This window comes from Rahnella sp. PD4 (assembly GCF_049199325.1).
In the GTDB taxonomy this organism is placed as follows: Bacteria; Pseudomonadota; Gammaproteobacteria; order Enterobacterales; family Enterobacteriaceae; genus Rahnella; species Rahnella perminowiae.
Genome location: NZ_JBLZQF010000013.1, coordinates 1 through 16,892, shown reverse-complemented (window position 1 = coordinate 16,892; position 16,892 = coordinate 1). Strand labels below are relative to the sequence as shown.

The following is a 16,892-nucleotide window of genomic DNA, read 5'->3' as shown; positions in this document are numbered from 1 at the left end:
AGCGTTAAAGAAGATTAACCTTCTTTAGGACCACGCATTGCACGTTTACGATCATTCTCGGTCAGGTGACGTTTACGGATACGCACAGACAGAGGAGTCACTTCGACCAGTTCGTCATCATCAATGAATTCCAGAGCTTGCTCCAGAGACATTTTGATAGCAGGAACCAATGTCGTTGCTTCGTCAGTACCGGACGCACGCATGTTGGTCAGTTTCTTACCGGTCAGACAGTTGACAGTCAGGTCGTTAGAACGTGAGTGAATACCGATGATCTGGCCTTCATACACTTCTGCACCATGACCCAGGAACAACTTGCCGCGATCTTGCAGACCGAACAGAGCAAACGCAACCGCTTTACCCTGACCGTTAGAGATCAGCACGCCGTTCTGACGCTGGCCGATTTCGCCCGGACGAACGTCATCGTAATGACTGAACGTGGAGTACAGCAGACCGGTACCTGAAGTCATGGTCATGAATTCAGTACGGAAGCCGATCAGGCCGCGTGCAGGGATCAGGTAATCAAGACGGATACGCCCTTTACCGTCAGGGATCATGTCCTTGACATCGCCTTTACGCTCACCCATGGCCTGCATCACAGAACCCTGGTGCTGCTCTTCGATATCCAGTGTCACGTTTTCGAATGGCTCTTGCATGCGGCCATCGATTTTACGGTTGATAACTTTAGGACGGGAAACCGCCAGCTCGAAACCTTCACGACGCATGTTTTCGATCAGAACCGACAGGTGAAGTTCACCACGGCCTGAAACGCGGAATGCATCAGCATCTTCAGTTTCTTCAACACGCAATGCAACGTTGTGCACCAGTTCTTTGTTCAGACGGTCAAGGATCTGACGTGAAGTCACATACTTACCTTCTTTACCACAGAACGGAGAGGTGTTTACGTTGAAGTACATGGTTACGGTTGGTTCATCAACGCTCAGCGCTGGCAGGGCTTCAACATTCGCCGGGTCACAGATAGTGTCGGAGATGTTCAGTTCGCCCAGGCCGGTGATTGCGATGATATCGCCCGCTTCAGCAACGGTCGCTTCGATACGCTCAAGACCCATATGGGTCAGAACTTTACCCACTTTACCGTTACGGGTTTTGCCTTCGCTGTCGATGACAGTGATTTGTTGGTTAGGCTTAACAGTACCGCGTTTGATACGGCCGATGCCGATGACGCCAACATAGTTGTTGTAGTCCAGCTGAGAGATTTGCATCTGGAATGGTGCATCCATCTCAACTTGTGGTGGAGATACGTGGTCAACGATCGCCTGGTACAGCGGGGTCATGTCTTCGGCCATATCGTTATGGTCGTTACCCGCGATACCCATCAGTGCAGATGCATAGATGATTGGGAAATCGAGTTGTTCGTCGGTTGCGTCCAGGTTGACGAACAGGTCGAAGACCTGATCAACAACCCAGTCAGGACGCGCGCCAGGGCGGTCAACTTTGTTGATTACCACGATCGGTTTCAGACCATTAGCGAAGGCTTTTTTGGTCACGAAACGGGTTTGCGGCATTGGGCCATCCATTGCATCCACAACCAGCAGCACCGAGTCGACCATTGACATCACACGCTCAACCTCACCGCCGAAGTCGGCGTGTCCTGGGGTATCCACGATGTTGATGCGGTAGTCTTTCCAATTAATGGCGGTGTTTTTTGCGAGGATGGTAATCCCACGCTCTTTCTCCAAATCGTTGGAGTCCATTACGCGTTCGGTAGCTTCTGCACGTTCTCCGAAAGTACCGGATTGTTGCAGCAGCTTGTCGACCAGGGTGGTTTTACCATGGTCAACGTGGGCAATAATGGCGATGTTACGCAAATTTTCGATCACAGCTTTGCCTCAGGCATTAGAAATAGCGCGCTATTGTACACGTATTAAGCGAGGTTCTAAACAAGATCACAAGGATCTTGTTGAAACAACTTATGGATGGTTACTTTGTGATCCCTTTCACGGTGCAAAAAGACCACTGAACCATTATGGCGCACCCTTTTGGTGCCTTGCCTCTCGCAATCAGCACCATTTTAGTGCATGAATTCCGTTATGGTGCATACTTATCGAGTGCAAAAGCCCTGTAAAATGGCGTTGTTTGCATTTTCTCAAAGTTGGCACAGTTTTCGCTAATAGTTTTTAGAGTAAAAGTTTTTTAGGGTAAAAAATTTTTTACAGGGTGAAGGACCTGACCAGACAAATAATAGCGCTGTTCAGCCTACACGCCAGTTCCAGTAAGGCTGTTATTTCCAACTAAAGACCAAAAATGGTTATTCGTTCCACGACGATAATGAGAAATTCGGGAGAACTAGTATGTCCGCTGAACACGTTTTGACGATGCTGAATGAGCATGAAGTGAAATTCGTAGATTTACGTTTCACTGATACCAAAGGCAAAGAGCAGCACGTCACCATTCCTGCGCACCAGGTTAGCGCTGACTTCTTCGAAGAAGGCAAAATGTTTGATGGCTCTTCAATCGGTGGCTGGAAAGGCATTAACGAATCTGACATGGTTCTGATGCCAGATGCGAGCACTGCTGTTCTTGACCCATTCTACGAAGAAACTACCCTGATCATTCGTTGCGATATCCTTGAGCCAACCACGCTGCAAGGTTATGACCGCGACCCACGCTCTACCGCAAAACGTGCAGAAGATTTCCTGCGCTCTTCCGGTATCGCGGACACCGTACTGTTCGGGCCAGAACCAGAATTCTTCCTGTTTGATGATGTGCGCTTCGGCAGCAGCATCTCCGGTTCTCACGTCGCTATCGATGATATCGAAGGCGCATGGAACTCAAGCACCAAATACGAAGGCGGCAACAAAGGCCACCGCCCTGCAGTAAAAGGCGGTTACTTCCCGGTTCCTCCGGTCGACTCTTCTCAGGATCTGCGTTCTACCATGTGTCTGACCATGGAAGAAATGGGTCTGGTTGTTGAAGCTCACCACCATGAAGTTGCCACTGCGGGTCAGAACGAAGTGGCAACCCGCTTCAATACCCTGACCAAAAAAGCCGACGAAATCCAAATCTACAAATACGTGGTGCACAATGTGGCTCACGCGTTTGGCAAAACGGCGACCTTCATGCCAAAACCAATGTTTGGCGATAACGGTTCCGGTATGCACTGCCATATGTCCCTGTCCAAGAACGGTAACAACCTGTTCTCTGGCGACAAATACGGCGGCCTGTCTGAAATGGCACTGTTCTACATCGGCGGTATCATCAAGCACGCTAAAGCGATCAACGCCTACGCTAACCCGACCACTAACTCTTACAAACGTTTGGTCCCGGGCTATGAAGCGCCAGTAATGCTGGCTTACTCTGCGCGTAACCGTTCTGCATCCATCCGTATTCCACACGTATCAACGCCTAAAGCAATGCGTATCGAAGCACGCTTCCCTGATCCAGCGGCTAACCCATACCTGGCGTTTGCTGCACTGATGATGGCTGGCCTGGACGGTATCATCAACAAGATCCACCCTGGTGATGCGATGGACAAAAACCTGTATGACCTGCCACCGGAAGAAGAAGCAGAAATTCCAAAAGTTGCAGGTTCACTGGAAGAAGCCCTCAATGCATTGAACGTTGACCGCGAGTTCCTGACCCGTGGCGGCGTGTTCACAGATGATGCTATCGATGCTTACATCGGTCTGCGTAAAGAAGAAATGGACCGCGTGCGTATGACTCCGCATCCGGTTGAGTTCGAACTGTACTACAGCGTCTAATTTCCGAATGAGACCCTGAACTCAGTGCCCGTCTTATAGCAGGCACTGAGTGTAATACCCGACTGAAGGCTGTGTTAATAACCCCTTCAGCGTCAAAATTAAGTCAGACGATTTATATTTGTTGCCGTGGAAACTTTCAGCCCATCTCCGGATGGGCTTTTTTCTCCACACTCTTTCCTGCTTAACCCCTCTGGCCCGTGATTTCGCCGGGTAACGAGATAAAATGCACCAATCAGGTGCGGGAGACTGCGGTATGGCAACTGGCAAGCTGCCCGATGCTGGGCAGATCCTGAATTCACTTATCAACAGCGTTCTGCTGTTAGACGACGAATTGGCTGTGCATTATGCCAATCCGGCCGCTCAGCAGTTACTGGCGCAAAGTTCACGAAAGCTTTTTGGCACTCCTTTGCCAGAACTGGTGGGATATTTTTCGCTGAACATCGAATTAATGCGTGAAAGTCTGACAGCCGGACAGGGCTTTACAGACAGTGAAGTGACACTGGTCGTGGATGGCAGGGCACATGTGTTGTCACTGACTGCTCAGATGCTGCCGGAAGGTTTCATTCTGGTAGAACTGGCACCGATGGATAATCAACGCCGTCTGAGCCAGGAACAATTACAGCACGCTCAACAAGTTGCCGCGCGTGATTTGATCCGCGGTCTGGCACATGAAATTAAAAATCCGCTTGGCGGTCTGCGTGGTGCAGCGCAACTTTTATCCAGGGCACTGCCTGATCCGGCCTTGCTGGAATACACCAAAGTCATTATTGAGCAGGCTGACCGTCTGCGTAATCTGGTCGACAGATTGCTGGGTCCGCAACGTCCGAGTCAGCATGTGACACAAAGTATTCATCAGGTTGCGGAACGTGTTTGCCAACTGGTGTCGATGGAAAAGCCAGATAACGTTCAACTGGTGCGGGACTATGACCCGAGCCTGCCGGAACTGGCGCATGACCCTGATCAGATAGAACAAATTTTATTGAATATTACCCGTAACGCCTTGCAGGCGCTGGGGGAGGAAGGCGGCACAATTACATTGCGCACACGTACTGCTTTCCAGATTACGTTACACGGCGTGCGTTATCGCCTGGTGGCCCGTATCGATATCGAAGATGACGGCCCCGGCGTACCGGCGCATTTGCAGGACACCCTTTTTTACCCCATGGTCAGTGGCCGCGAAGGAGGCACCGGTTTGGGCCTGTCCATCGCGCGCAGTTTGATTGATCAGCATTCGGGTAAAGTTGAATTTAACAGTTGGCCAGGACATACCGAATTCTCGGTATTCCTGCCTATTCGCCAGTGAGGTTCTTATGCAACGAGGGATAGTCTGGATCGTCGATGACGATAGCTCCATCCGCTGGGTACTTGAACGTGCGCTCACTGGAGCCGGTTTAACCTGCACGACGTTTGACAGCGGCAATGAAGTGCTTGATGCCATTGCGACTCAAACCCCTGACGTTTTGTTATCCGATATCCGGATGCCGGGAATGGACGGTTTAGCGCTGTTAAAGCAGATTAAACAACGTCATCCGATGCTTCCGGTCATCATAATGACAGCGCACTCCGATCTGGATGCTGCGGTCAGCGCCTATCAGCAAGGTGCATTTGATTATCTGCCAAAACCGTTCGACATTGACGAAGCCGTGGCACTGGTTGAGCGTGCCATCAGTCATTATCAGGAACAGCAGCAACCGGCACGCAGCCAGCCGGCAAGTGGCCCGACCGCAGATATTATCGGCGAAGCGCCGGCGATGCAGGACGTATTCCGCATTATCGGCCGTTTGTCCCGTTCTTCAATCAGCGTGCTGATCAACGGAGAATCAGGCACCGGTAAAGAACTGGTCGCGCATGCCTTACATCGCCACAGCCCGCGCGCTAAAGCGCCCTTTATCGCACTGAATATGGCTGCCATCCCGAAAGACCTGATCGAGTCCGAATTATTCGGGCACGAGAAAGGGGCATTTACCGGCGCCAACACTATCCGCCAGGGACGTTTTGAACAAGCCGATAACGGCACGCTCTTTCTTGATGAAATCGGTGATATGCCACTCGATGTGCAAACCCGTCTTCTGCGCGTGCTGGCAGATGGTCAGTTTTATCGTGTGGGCGGTTATGCGCCAGTAAAAGTGGACGTGCGCATCATCGCCGCAACTCACCAGAATCTGGAATTACGGGTTCAGGAAGGAAAATTCCGCGAGGATTTATTCCACCGCCTGAACGTTATCCGTGTCCATTTGCCGCCACTGCGTGAACGCCGTGAAGATATTCCGCGTCTGGCGCGTTACTTCCTGCAGGTAGCGGCCAAAGAGCTGGGTGTGGAAGCGAAAAATCTGCATCCGGAAACGGAAACGGCACTGACGCGATTGCCATGGCAGGGCAACGTGCGCCAGTTGGAAAATACCTGCCGCTGGCTCACCGTCATGGCAGCCGGTCAGGAAGTCCTGATCCAGGATTTACCCAGCGAACTGTTTGAGACCTCGGCGCCGGAAACCGGTGGTCAGAGTCTGCCGGACAGCTGGGCGACGTTGCTGGCACAGTGGGCCGACCGCGCACTGCGTTCCGGTCATCAAAACCTGCTGTCAGAAGCGCAACCTGAAATGGAACGTACGTTACTGACCACGGCGCTGCGCCATACGCAGGGGCATAAACAGGAAGCGGCACGGTTGCTGGGCTGGGGGCGAAATACCCTGACCCGCAAACTGAAAGAACTGGGCATGGAATAAAAGTCCCTGCACCAGACAGCAAAACAGCCGCTCATGCGGCTGTTTTGCTTTACTGCGAATAGATTTTTGCAGCGCAGGCAGTCAGATAACGCGGGAGAATTGTTGCTGGCGCACCTGACGGCGCAGATAAATATCAAAGCACATGCAGATATTACGGATCAGCAAACGCCCGCGTGGCGTCACCAGAATATGCGTATCACTCACCTCAACCAGCCCGTCTTCTGCCAGCGGCTTCAGCAGTGCCAGGTCATCAGCAAAATAGTCGGTGAAGCGGATATCATAACGCTGTGCAATATCGCCGAAATTCAGCTCAAAATGGCAGATTAGCGATTTAATAACGTCACGACGCAGGCAGTCATCGCTGGTCATTTCCAGACCGCGCCATAACGCATGCCCCTGCTCTTCCACCCGGGCGTAATAGGTTTTGAGATCTTTTTCATTCTGCGCATAGGTGTCGCCGAGCATGCTGATAGCAGAAACGCCCATTCCGAGCAAATCGCTGTCGCCCTGTGTAGTGTAGCCCTGGAAATTACGGTGCAATTTACCTTCGCGCTGGGCAATAGCCAGCTCATCATCAGGGCGGGCAAAGTGATCCATACCGATAAAGCGGTAACCGGAACCGGTCAGCGAAGCGATGGTTTCCTGCAGAATTTTCAGTTTCTCTTCTGCGCCTGGTAAATCGGCATCTTTGATTTTGCGCTGAGCGGCGAACAGTTTTGGCATATGCGCATAGTTAAACACACTCAGGCGATCGGGGTTCAGCTCTGCCACGCGTTGCAACGTGTAGGCAAAACTTTCTGCCGTCTGCTTCGGCAGGCCGTAAATCAGATCGATATTGGTCGAACTGAAACCCAGCATACGGGCGCGTTCAATCAGGGCAAAGATGAAATCTTCGTCCTGCTCACGGTTAACCAGACGTTGCACTTCTTTGTTGAAATCCTGCACGCCCATGCTCAGGCGATTAAAGCCTTCGCGACGCAAATGGTCGAGCACATCCAGCTCGATTTCGCGCGGATCCACTTCCAGCGACATTTCTGCGTCGGACAGGATATTAAATTGTGCCCGCAGAAGGCCCATCAAACGGCTTATCTGGGCTTTACTGAGGTAAGTCGGTGTACCACCGCCCCAGTGCAGCTGACTCACCTGACGGCCCTTAAAGAACGGCGCACGGTGACTTATCTCTTTTTCCAGCACGTTGAGATATTCTTCGGCTTTATGCTGCTGACGGGTCACCAGTTTATTGCAGCCGCAAAAGTAGCAGAGCTTATGGCAGAAAGGAATGTGCACGTACAATGAGAGAGGACGTGCCGGATAACGGGCGGCCGCCTTTTCGAAAGCGGTATTATCGTAGCTTTCACTGAACTCAAGCGCTGTTGGATAGGATGTGTATCGCGGACCCGAATAATTGTATTTCTGGATCAGCGCTAAATCCCAGACGGTAGTCTGTTCTGACATGGGTGACTTACTCCTTCCGGCGTCGGATGCTGCCGGTTCGCCTTACAGGCAGGCTTTTGGCCTGCCGTGCAAAGGTCGCTCTGCGCAAACGTGCTCTGGTTTTCGATAACCGGCGTAGTTTACCGAATAACCAAAGCAGATAACATGCAAAGAGTAAGGCTATTGCCGGGATAACCCAGCGCATAGCTTAGAAACCGTCTTTTGGGTTTCCGCGCTTAAGCAGCTGCATCATGTCTTCGTTCTTCACGGCTTCTTCGTCATCTTCATCTTCGCCGAGTTCAATGCCGAGGATTTCCATCAGAACATCAATGCGATCCAGAGTCTGGTCAACATAAGCCTGATCTTCTGCGTTTAATGCTTTGCCATCGTCGATGAGATCCAGCAAAGAATCCAGACGCTCATCGTTTTCAAGTAACGTCAGTTCTTCTTCCGGTGTCATTTTAGGTTTTGCATCTTGCTTCGGCTGTGCAGCTTTTTTGGCTTTCGCCGCATTGTTCGTGACGGTTTCAACGATCAATGGCACGGCTTTTTTGCTGCCGATACGCGGATCGGCTTTTTTCGCCCCCGCGCCGCTTTGGTTCTGAGCGGCATCAGGGTTAGCGCGTGAGCCTGCTTTATGGCCGCGGCGCTTGTTGTCACGCTTGCGTTCGCGCGCTTCGATATCAAGCTCGACACGACTTTTCTTCTTCGTTTTAGCTGTCGCGGTATTGGCGCGCGGTGCTTTCGCTGGCTGTTTCATGGCATCTGCTCTTAGGTGTGTACATTTAGTATAGATTTGCGGCGGAATCTAGCAGAAAGCGGACAAAGAAAAAAGGCAGCAAGGTAACCTTGCTGCCTTTTTCTTTCCTTCTTCAGAAGGATATTCATCAAACACTTTCCCTGTATAGCCTCAACGTCCCGGTTTTTCCTTTGCCTTTCAGAGCCTCCGGCTCCGTTCATCCTTAAATCGCGATGCATTTCCAGTGATCCGTGAATGCAATTTTCGTCCATGTTTCCATTCTTGCCTTCATCGCGTAAGAATCACTTTACCCGACTGACACAAAGGCTCAAGATACCCACCAGCCGCGTTGAGCGTTCAAAGAACACATTAATTTTATCTTATTGAAATATATAAAAATTAAAAAAACAAGGCGAGAAAACAAGCGAAATAACCCGCATCATGAATAGCAAATGTCTTACATCATGAAGGCAATTTTCCCCCGCCTTCATCTCTGTGGTCCCTTCGCCTCATCATTCGGATTTTAAAAACACGAACACATCCCGGCGCAGTTGCAGTTATAATCGCCAGCCAGATACTCATGCCTCACGGAGACGCACGTTTTGACCAGCCAAATTTACAACTATCATATGACCCATTTCGTCATGAGTGCCCCGGATATCCGGCATTTGCCATCTGACGCAGGCATTGAAGTCGCATTTGCTGGTCGTTCAAACGCCGGCAAATCCAGTGCGCTGAATACCCTGACTCAGCAGAAAAGCCTCGCACGTACCAGTAAAACACCGGGACGTACCCAGCTTATCAATCTCTTTGAAGTGAAACCGGGCATTCGTCTGGTCGACTTACCGGGCTATGGCTACGCAGAAGTCCCGGAAGAAATGAAGCGTAAATGGCAGCGTGCTCTGGGCGAATATCTGCAAATGCGTAACTCCCTGAAAGGTCTGGTTGTGCTGATGGATATCCGCCACCCGCTTAAAGATCTCGATCACCAAATGATTCAGTGGGCTGTTGACGTAGGTACGCCGGTCATGTTGCTGCTCACTAAAGCAGACAAACTGGCTTCAGGCGCACGTCAGGCGCAGATCAAAATGGTTCGTGAAGCGGTGAAAGAATTCATGGGCGATATTCAGGTGGAAGCATTCTCGTCACCAAAGAAAATGGGCGTGGATAAACTGAGTGACAAACTGAACACCTGGTTCAGCGAAATCCCACCGGAAGTGCTGGATGAAGAGGTTTCTGACGAAGGCGAATAACAACGCTCCCGTAACGGGGAAATGTCAGTAATGTACAGAAAGGGGTGACCGCAAGGTTACCTTTTTTTATGGGAGTAACACGGTGAAAATCCCATAAAAAACGCCCCAGACATAAAATGCCTGGGGCGGCTAAAATATTCAGCCAAATCCGATTACGTGAAGTAAAAGGTCTGAAAGATAGAACATCTTACCTCTGTACCCTACAAGAGAAACTTTACCCTATTTTCTGACGGGGAAAAAGAACTTTTTGTAGTTTACTTACACAAAAATCGCGGATTATGCGATCACTCTCATGGTATGAGCACATAATTGTGTAGCTTAATTACAAAAAAAGCTTAATAACTATTCACTTAGTGTGCCTGATCCCAGTTGTCGCCCGTGCCCACATCCACTTTCAACGGAACGGCCAGCGTCATGCTTGCTTCCATCAGATTGCGGATTTTTTCGCTTGCCGCTTCGACATCATCTTTATGCACTTCAAACACCAGTTCATCGTGTACCTGCATGATAATGCGGGCACGCGGCGCGTCAGGTCGTTGCAGCCAGTCAGCGACGCTGATCATGGCGCGCTTGATAATGTCAGCAGCTGTACCTTGCATCGGGGCGTTGATGGCTGCACGCTCGGCACCTTTGCGGCGCATGGCATTACTGGATTTGATGTCCGGCAGATACAGACGGCGTCCATCCAGCGTTTCAACATAGCCCTGTTCAGAAGCCTGAGCACGGGTACGTTCCATGTATTCCAGCACGCCAGGATAGCGCTCAAAATACAAATCCATATAACGCTGGGATTCTTTACGCGCGATATTCAGCTGGCGTGATAAACCAAAGGCGCTCATGCCATAAATCAGACCAAAGTTAATCGCCTTCGCACTGCGGCGCTGTTCGCCAGTCACGCTGTCCAGCGGCGTGCCAAAGACCTCCGCTGCCGTTGCGCGGTGGATATCTTTACCCTCGGCAAATGCTTTCAGCAGACCTTCATCTTTCGATAAATGCGCCATGATGCGCAGTTCAATCTGTGAGTAGTCGGCTGCCAGAATGATGTAGTCTTTTGGCGCGATAAAAGCCTGACGGATACGCCGCCCTTCATCATTACGCACCGGAATGTTTTGCAGGTTTGGATCACTGGAAGACAGACGCCCCGTTGCCGTGACTGCCTGATGATAAGACGTATGCACACGCCCGGACTGCGGATTGATCATCAAGGGCAGTTTATCGGTATACGTCGATTTCAGTTTCGCCAGCCCACGGTATTCAAGAATCACTTTTGGCAGCGGATAATCCAAAGCCAGCTCAGCCAGAACTTCTTCATTGGTTGACGGGGCGCCACCCGGTGTTTTCTTGAGGATCGGCAATTTCTGTTTTTCATACAGAATGGCCTGTAACTGTTTGGTCGAAGACAGGTTAAAAGGCTCTTCAGCCAGTTCATGCGCTTTGTTTTCGAGTTCATTCAGACGAATAGCCAGTTCTTTCGAATGGGCTGCGAGAATATTCTGATCAATCAGAACACCGGTGCGTTCGATATGAGACAACACAGGCACCAAAGGCATTTCGATGTCCGTGAATACTGCCTTCAGGGATTCACTTTGTGCAATCCGTGGCCAAAGTGACTGATGCAACTGCAACGTAACATCAGCATCTTCCGCCGCATACGGTGCCGCTTGTTCAAGCGCAATTTGGTTGAAGGTCAGCTGATTTTTACCTTTACCCGCGATCTCTTCAAAGCTGACGGTTTTATGGCCAAGATAACGATCGGCCAGGCTGTCCATATCATGACGGCCAGATACGCTGTCGAGTACATAGGACTCAAGCATGGTATCGAAGGCAATGCCTTTCAATTCGATGTCATAACGCAGTAACACACCGCGGTCGAACTTCAGGTTCTGACCGACTTTCAGCTGCTTTTCATCTTCAAGCAAAGGCTTCAGTTGTTTCAGCACCTCATCGCGATCCAGCTGCGCCGGCGCATCCAGATAATCATGTGCAACAGGCAAATACGCCGCTTTACCCGCTTCGGTGGCGAATGATAAGCCGATGAGGTTGGCAGTCAGCGTATCCAGGCCATCAGTTTCTGTATCGAATGCAAACACATCCGATGCTTTCAGATAACCGATCCATTCATCAAGTGTCTTTTGATCCAAAATGGTGACGTAACCGTCCTGAGAAAGCTGGTTAGGTTCAACAGGCGCAGTGGTGGCAACTTCCTGAGTGGCAGCGCCTTTCTTCGCTGCTGCCTTACCCGTAGATTTTTTACCGCTTAGCCAGGTCCCGGATTCAACATCGGCCAGCCAGCGTTTGAATTCATAGCGACCAAATAACTGATGAAGTTCAGCCGCGTTCGGTTCTGAGACTGTCAGCTCTGCACAGGTCAAGTCCAGCTTAACATCTGTCTTAATGGTCGCCAGTTGGTAAGATAAATAAGCGACGTCTTTATTCTCAGCAAGTTTAGCCGCCATGGTTTTAGAGCCACGAAAACTGAGTGTCGACACCTTATCCAGATCAGCATACAAAGCATCAAGGCCACCAATGCCCTGTAAGAGAGCCTGCGCCGTTTTCTCACCTACACCCGGCACGCCTGGTATGTTATCCGAGGAATCGCCCATCAAAGCCAGAAAATCAATGATCAGTGAAGGTGGAACGCCATATTTATCGACAACTTCATCTGGCCCAAGAATCGTATTGTTCATGGTATTAATTAAAGTCACGCCCGGGGTCACGAGCTGCGCCATGTCTTTATCACCGGTACTGATCAGCACCGCATGCCCCGCCTGTTCTGCTTCAAGAGCCAGCGTGCCGATCACGTCGTCAGCTTCTACACCAGAAACCACCAGCAAAGGCAGCCCCATAGCTTTGACCATTTGATGAAGAGGCTCAATTTGAGAGCGCAGGTCGTCTGGCATCGGGGGACGGTGAGATTTATATTGTTCAAAAAGTTCATCACGGAAGGTTTTGCCTTTCGCGTCAAAAACCACAGCAACATGGCTTGGTGTGTATTGCAGCAGTAAACTGCGCAGCATGTTGAGCACACCGTACATCGCACCGGTCGGTTCCCCAGCAGAGTTGGTCAGCGGAGGGAACGCATGATAAGCGCGATAAAGGTAAGACGAACCGTCTACCAGGATTAAGGGGTTTTCTGCTATCTGGGCCATAACTCTTCTTTATTCGTGATCAGACATACACTAAGGATGCCATAGCCAGCGGGAAAGACGAACCTTGAGAGGGAAATTCATTGCGAAGTTGCGAGGGATCTCGAAGGATCATCCTGTGGATAACTTTGTGAATAGTTTTTATAGCAAATTACTATCTGATCATATTCTGAAAATACTCCAGAATTTTAATTACTGGTTTCATGAGCTTATCGGTTTTTTTTATGAAATAACGTTGTAATAGAAGCTTAATAGCTATTGTGGATAGTAATATTTAGAAGAAACATTCCAGGGATAAATTATTTAGATTTCCAGAAGTAAGCACTTTGGCTGTTATTTTTCCCTGACAATATAACGCCAGCCCGAAGGCTGGCGCTAAGCTCAGGAATAGTTATTTTTTAGTCGCTAAGAAATTGATCACATCAGAATATTGTTTCACGTACATATCCTGTGAGCTGGTATCAAGCCCGTCATTTTTAACCATATATTTGCCGTTCACAAATACAGAAGGAACGCCTTGCAGACCCAAATCAGCGGCTGCTTTTTCCTGCTGAACAACCAGTGATTTCACGACGAAGCTGTTAAGTGCAGCATCATAATCCTCGCCCTTCACGCCAGCCTGAATAAAGACTTTACGGATATCATCAGCATTTTGTACAGACTGTTGTTTTTGTACGGCATCAAACATCAACGGGCTAACTTTATCTTCAACACCCAGAGCAATAGCCACAGCCCACGCCTGTGTTAGTTGTTTACCTAACGGGCCAAGGAACTCAACGTGGTATTTAGTGTATTTTACATCTTTTGGCAGGTTCTTACGGATGCCGTCAGATACATGCCAGACTTGTTCAAACTGATAGCAGTGCGGGCAATAAAATGAGAAGAACTCAAGTACCTGTGGCTCATTAGCTACGGTTTTATCTAGAGTAACGTATTGCGCGCCATCAGAAAATTGCGCAGCAGATACACTGAAGGCCATAACCATACCAACCAGTGCCAGGAATATCTTTTTCATAGAAAGCCTATCTCCATTTAATTAAATTTTGAACGTTAATCGTGACTCAATACATTGGCATCAGCCGTAAAGGAGGTGCCTGCAATTTCTTAATTTGCTCAATAAAAGCCGCTATCTGACCTCGCCAAAAATCTTCGTCCTGCATCCAGGGGAAGCTCTTAGGAAATGCAGGATCATCCCAACGACGGGCAACCCAGGCCAGATAATAAACCATGCGCATCGCACGTAGCGGTTCAATCAAAGACAGTTCACTGGTATCAAGATCAGCGAACTCGCCATAAGCTTCCAGCAAAGTATCTAACTGGAGCCTTTGCTCACTTTCATCACCATGTAACAACATCCAGAGATCCTGAATTGCCGGGCCATTACGGGCATCATCCATATCCACAAACAGCGGGCCATCTCGCCAGAGAATATTCCCGGGGTGGCAGTCCCCATGCAAGCGCAAAGGCTGCCAGTCGGTATGCCAGAATTCCCGGGTCGTGGTGATCAATTTATCTGTCACAGATAAAAAAGGCTCTCGCAGGCTTTTGGGGATCAGAGGACATTGCGCGAGGACATCACGTGGTCGGGAAAGATATTCATCGAGGCCAACTGTCGGACGAGCAATGAAGAGACTTTCACTGCCAACCTGATGAATACGGCCAAGAAAACGCCCTACCCATTCGAGTTGGTCAAGATTATCAATTTCATACTGTCGACCACCGACGCTCGGAAATACGGTGAACATATAACCCTGGTAGTGATGAAGCGTATTTTCATTAATAGAAAGAGGGGCTATAGCAGGGATTTCCGCATCGGCCATATCACGGCAAAACTGATGCTCTTCCTGGATTTGTTCTTCACTCCAGCGCTCCGGCCGGTAGAACTTCACCACATAACGTTTTCTGTCTTCTCCCAGAAACTGATAGACACGGTTTTCATAGCTGTTTAAGGCAGTGAGGCCGGACTCAGCAATCAGCCCGACACTTTCTAACGCATCAAGGATAAGATCCGGCGACAATGCCTGAAAATTAAAAGCTGAATTGTTCATAACTTCATTCGGGTTAGCCGCGCAGAATAGTGACAATAGGAAATAGTATCATCTATTTTTCACGGTTCGCATGAAGTTCACATAAGTTTACATCAATCCTTAATCACACCACGGGCACGTAAAATGGCAGTTTTGAAGTCATCCTCATAGTCTTTCTTCAGGCCAGGGATTTCTGTTGTGCTGTCAGTTCCGCGCATTTTCAGATGATAAATTAGTGTGTCATCACTGAGTTCGCCTAATGGGCCCTGATAACCACATTCTGTCGCCAGCTTCTGGATAAACTCCACCAGATTAAGATCGGAATCTTCCTTCCAGGCAGGATGAAGCAGCTCAATCAACTCATTTATGCGATGTTCTTTCATGATGTTCCTTTTCAGCTCAGTTACAAACCCTAAAAATAACAGGGTTATTTCTTGAGGGAAAGCACAAGCTGGCGGGGGATCCAGTTAAAACCTGCCTGGCCTCATGGTAAGACGTTACAATAAACGGAATATAGATGTTTTGTGAGTGGACATTATGGATAAGCATGAAATTACCGGCGTTATTTTAGCCGGCGGACGTTCGAGCAGAATGGGACAAGATAAAGGGCTTATTGAAATCCAGGGTAAGCCTTTATTTGAACATATCGCTGAAAGGTTACGCCCGCAGGTCGGTGAGATCCTCATCAGCTGTAACAGGAATATGGAACAGTATGGCCGAAATTTGCGGACAGCCCCTGACAAGATACAGGATTTTTCCGGCCCCCTTGCCGGGATGCTTGCAGCACTATCAGTGAGCAAAACAGAATGGGCACTGTTCGTTCCCTGCGATGTTCCAGACTTCCCGGCAAATCTCACTGAAGCTTTTTTAGCAAACACAGCAGGGCAACAGGCTGTATATGCCTGCGACCCAGAGCGTGAACATCCGACACTTTGCCTGTTAAACCGGAGTCTGATCCCGGCACTGACGGCATATCTTGATAATGGCGACAGGAAACTCATGATTTTTCTTGATAATATTGGGGCAAAATCAGTATTGTTCGGTGACTCCACCGCCTTTTCCAATCTCAATACGCCTGAAGACGTAGCTCTCTGGAAAACCCGTCACCAGGATCTCTCAAGATGAGAAACACACAAATTCCATTGCTTGGAATCGTCGCTTACAGCGGGACAGGGAAAACTACATTGCTGAAGCAACTCATTCCTTACCTGCGTCAGCAGGGCATAAAAACCGGCCTGATAAAACATACCCATCATGAAGTAGATGTTGATACCCCAGGAAAAGACAGCTTTGAGTTACGGAAAGCTGGTGCAGACCAGACGATGGTTGCCAGTAATAGCCGGTGGGCGTTGATGACTGAAACGCCGGGGCAGGATCAGCTCAATCTTGAATATCTGGCAACGCGTTTTGACTACCATAAACTGGATATGATTCTCGTTGAGGGCTTTAAGCATGAAGAGATCGATAAAATCGTCCTGCACAGGGAAGGAACAGGGAAAGCACTGGAGCAGTTAATTGATAAGCATGTTGTTGCGGTAGCCAGCGATTGCTTTTCAGGGAATATTTCAAAGGCAATTAGCGTCTTGAATATAAATGAGATAGAAGAGATTGGAAAGTTTGTCATCAGATGGCTGGAAAATCAGCAAAAACAGTAGGCACTACTCCTCTTTTATTACTCAAATTCCCCATAGCCAAAAGCCCCGCACTTTCGTACGGGGCTTTTCGCTTTATTTGATGCCTGGCAGTTCCCTACTCTCGCATGGGGAGACCCCACACTACCATCGGCGCTACGGCGTTTCACTTCTGAGTTCGGCATGGGGTCAGGTGGGACCACCGCGCTAGTGCCGCCAG

At 49.4% G+C, this 16,892-nt stretch carries 13 protein-coding genes and 1 rRNA gene; 6 read left to right on the top strand and 8 right to left on the bottom strand.

All coding sequences use genetic code 11. From position 1 onward, the window contains the following. Positions 1–14 precede the first annotated feature (14 nt). Positions 15–1,838 (bottom strand): ribosome-dependent GTPase TypA, encoded by a 1,824-nt coding sequence (typA, locus tag ACOZIO_RS22550; protein ID WP_129955250.1) that lies wholly within the window; start codon positions 1,836–1,838, stop codon positions 15–17. A gap of 471 nt (positions 1,839–2,309) precedes the next feature. On the opposite strand from typA, the gene glnA reads away from it, so the two are divergent. From glnA to glnG, 3 genes are all read left to right on the top strand, one after another. Then, complete coding sequence (glnA, locus tag ACOZIO_RS22545) at positions 2,310–3,719, top strand: glutamate--ammonia ligase (protein ID WP_421595735.1); 1,410 nt, start codon at positions 2,310–2,312, stop codon at positions 3,717–3,719. A gap of 253 nt (positions 3,720–3,972) precedes the next feature. Continuing rightward, positions 3,973–5,022 (top strand): nitrogen regulation protein NR(II), encoded by a 1,050-nt coding sequence (glnL, locus tag ACOZIO_RS22540; RefSeq protein ID WP_013577653.1) that lies wholly within the window; start codon positions 3,973–3,975, stop codon positions 5,020–5,022. A gap of 7 nt (positions 5,023–5,029) precedes the next feature. Next, positions 5,030–6,442 (top strand): nitrogen regulation protein NR(I), encoded by a 1,413-nt coding sequence (glnG, locus tag ACOZIO_RS22535; protein ID WP_095924078.1) that lies wholly within the window; start codon positions 5,030–5,032, stop codon positions 6,440–6,442. 81 nt (positions 6,443–6,523) lie between these two features. Here the strand turns inward: glnG and hemN are convergent, their stop codons facing one another. Then, complete coding sequence (gene hemN / locus ACOZIO_RS22530) at positions 6,524–7,897, bottom strand: oxygen-independent coproporphyrinogen III oxidase (RefSeq protein ID WP_129955248.1); 1,374 nt, start codon at positions 7,895–7,897, stop codon at positions 6,524–6,526. Positions 7,898–8,084: 187 nt separating this feature from the next. Next, the gene (yihI, locus tag ACOZIO_RS22525) at positions 8,085–8,636 is read right to left on the bottom strand and encodes a Der GTPase-activating protein YihI (RefSeq protein ID WP_129955247.1); all 552 of its coding nucleotides are present in this window, start codon (positions 8,634–8,636) and stop codon (positions 8,085–8,087) included. 581 nt (positions 8,637–9,217) lie between these two features. On the opposite strand from yihI, the gene yihA reads away from it, so the two are divergent. Continuing rightward, complete coding sequence (gene yihA / locus ACOZIO_RS22520) at positions 9,218–9,868, top strand: ribosome biogenesis GTP-binding protein YihA/YsxC (protein WP_129955246.1); 651 nt, start codon at positions 9,218–9,220, stop codon at positions 9,866–9,868. Positions 9,869–10,218: 350 nt separating this feature from the next. Here the strand turns inward: yihA and polA are convergent, their stop codons facing one another. The 4 genes from polA to ACOZIO_RS22500 form a co-directional block, all read right to left on the bottom strand. After that, positions 10,219–13,017, bottom strand: a complete 2,799-nt coding sequence (gene polA, locus ACOZIO_RS22515; protein ID WP_129955245.1) for a DNA polymerase I — start codon at positions 13,015–13,017, stop codon at positions 10,219–10,221. Between the two features lie 388 nt (positions 13,018–13,405). Beyond that, positions 13,406–14,029, bottom strand: coding sequence for a thiol:disulfide interchange protein DsbA (dsbA, locus tag ACOZIO_RS22510; RefSeq protein ID WP_235173474.1), 624 nt, complete (start codon positions 14,027–14,029; stop codon positions 13,406–13,408). Between the two features lie 46 nt (positions 14,030–14,075). Next, a complete protein-coding gene (locus ACOZIO_RS22505) occupies positions 14,076–15,062 on the bottom strand; it encodes a serine/threonine protein kinase (RefSeq protein WP_129955243.1) in 987 nt (328 codons plus the stop codon). 92 nt (positions 15,063–15,154) lie between these two features. After that, a complete protein-coding gene (locus ACOZIO_RS22500; protein WP_421595734.1) occupies positions 15,155–15,424 on the bottom strand; it encodes a YihD family protein in 270 nt (89 codons plus the stop codon). 154 nt (positions 15,425–15,578) lie between these two features. Between ACOZIO_RS22500 and mobA the strand changes: the two genes are divergently transcribed. Continuing rightward, complete coding sequence (gene mobA / locus ACOZIO_RS22495; protein ID WP_421595733.1) at positions 15,579–16,166, top strand: molybdenum cofactor guanylyltransferase MobA; 588 nt, start codon at positions 15,579–15,581, stop codon at positions 16,164–16,166. Continuing rightward, entirely contained in the window at positions 16,163–16,696 is a 534-nt protein-coding gene (mobB, locus tag ACOZIO_RS22490; protein ID WP_421595732.1) for a molybdopterin-guanine dinucleotide biosynthesis protein MobB, read from the top strand. Before mobA ends, mobB begins: the two co-directional genes overlap by 4 nt. Positions 16,697–16,777: 81 nt before the next feature. Here mobB and rrf read toward each other — a convergent pair. Next, positions 16,778–16,892: ribosomal RNA gene (rrf, locus tag ACOZIO_RS22485) — 5S ribosomal RNA — on the bottom strand.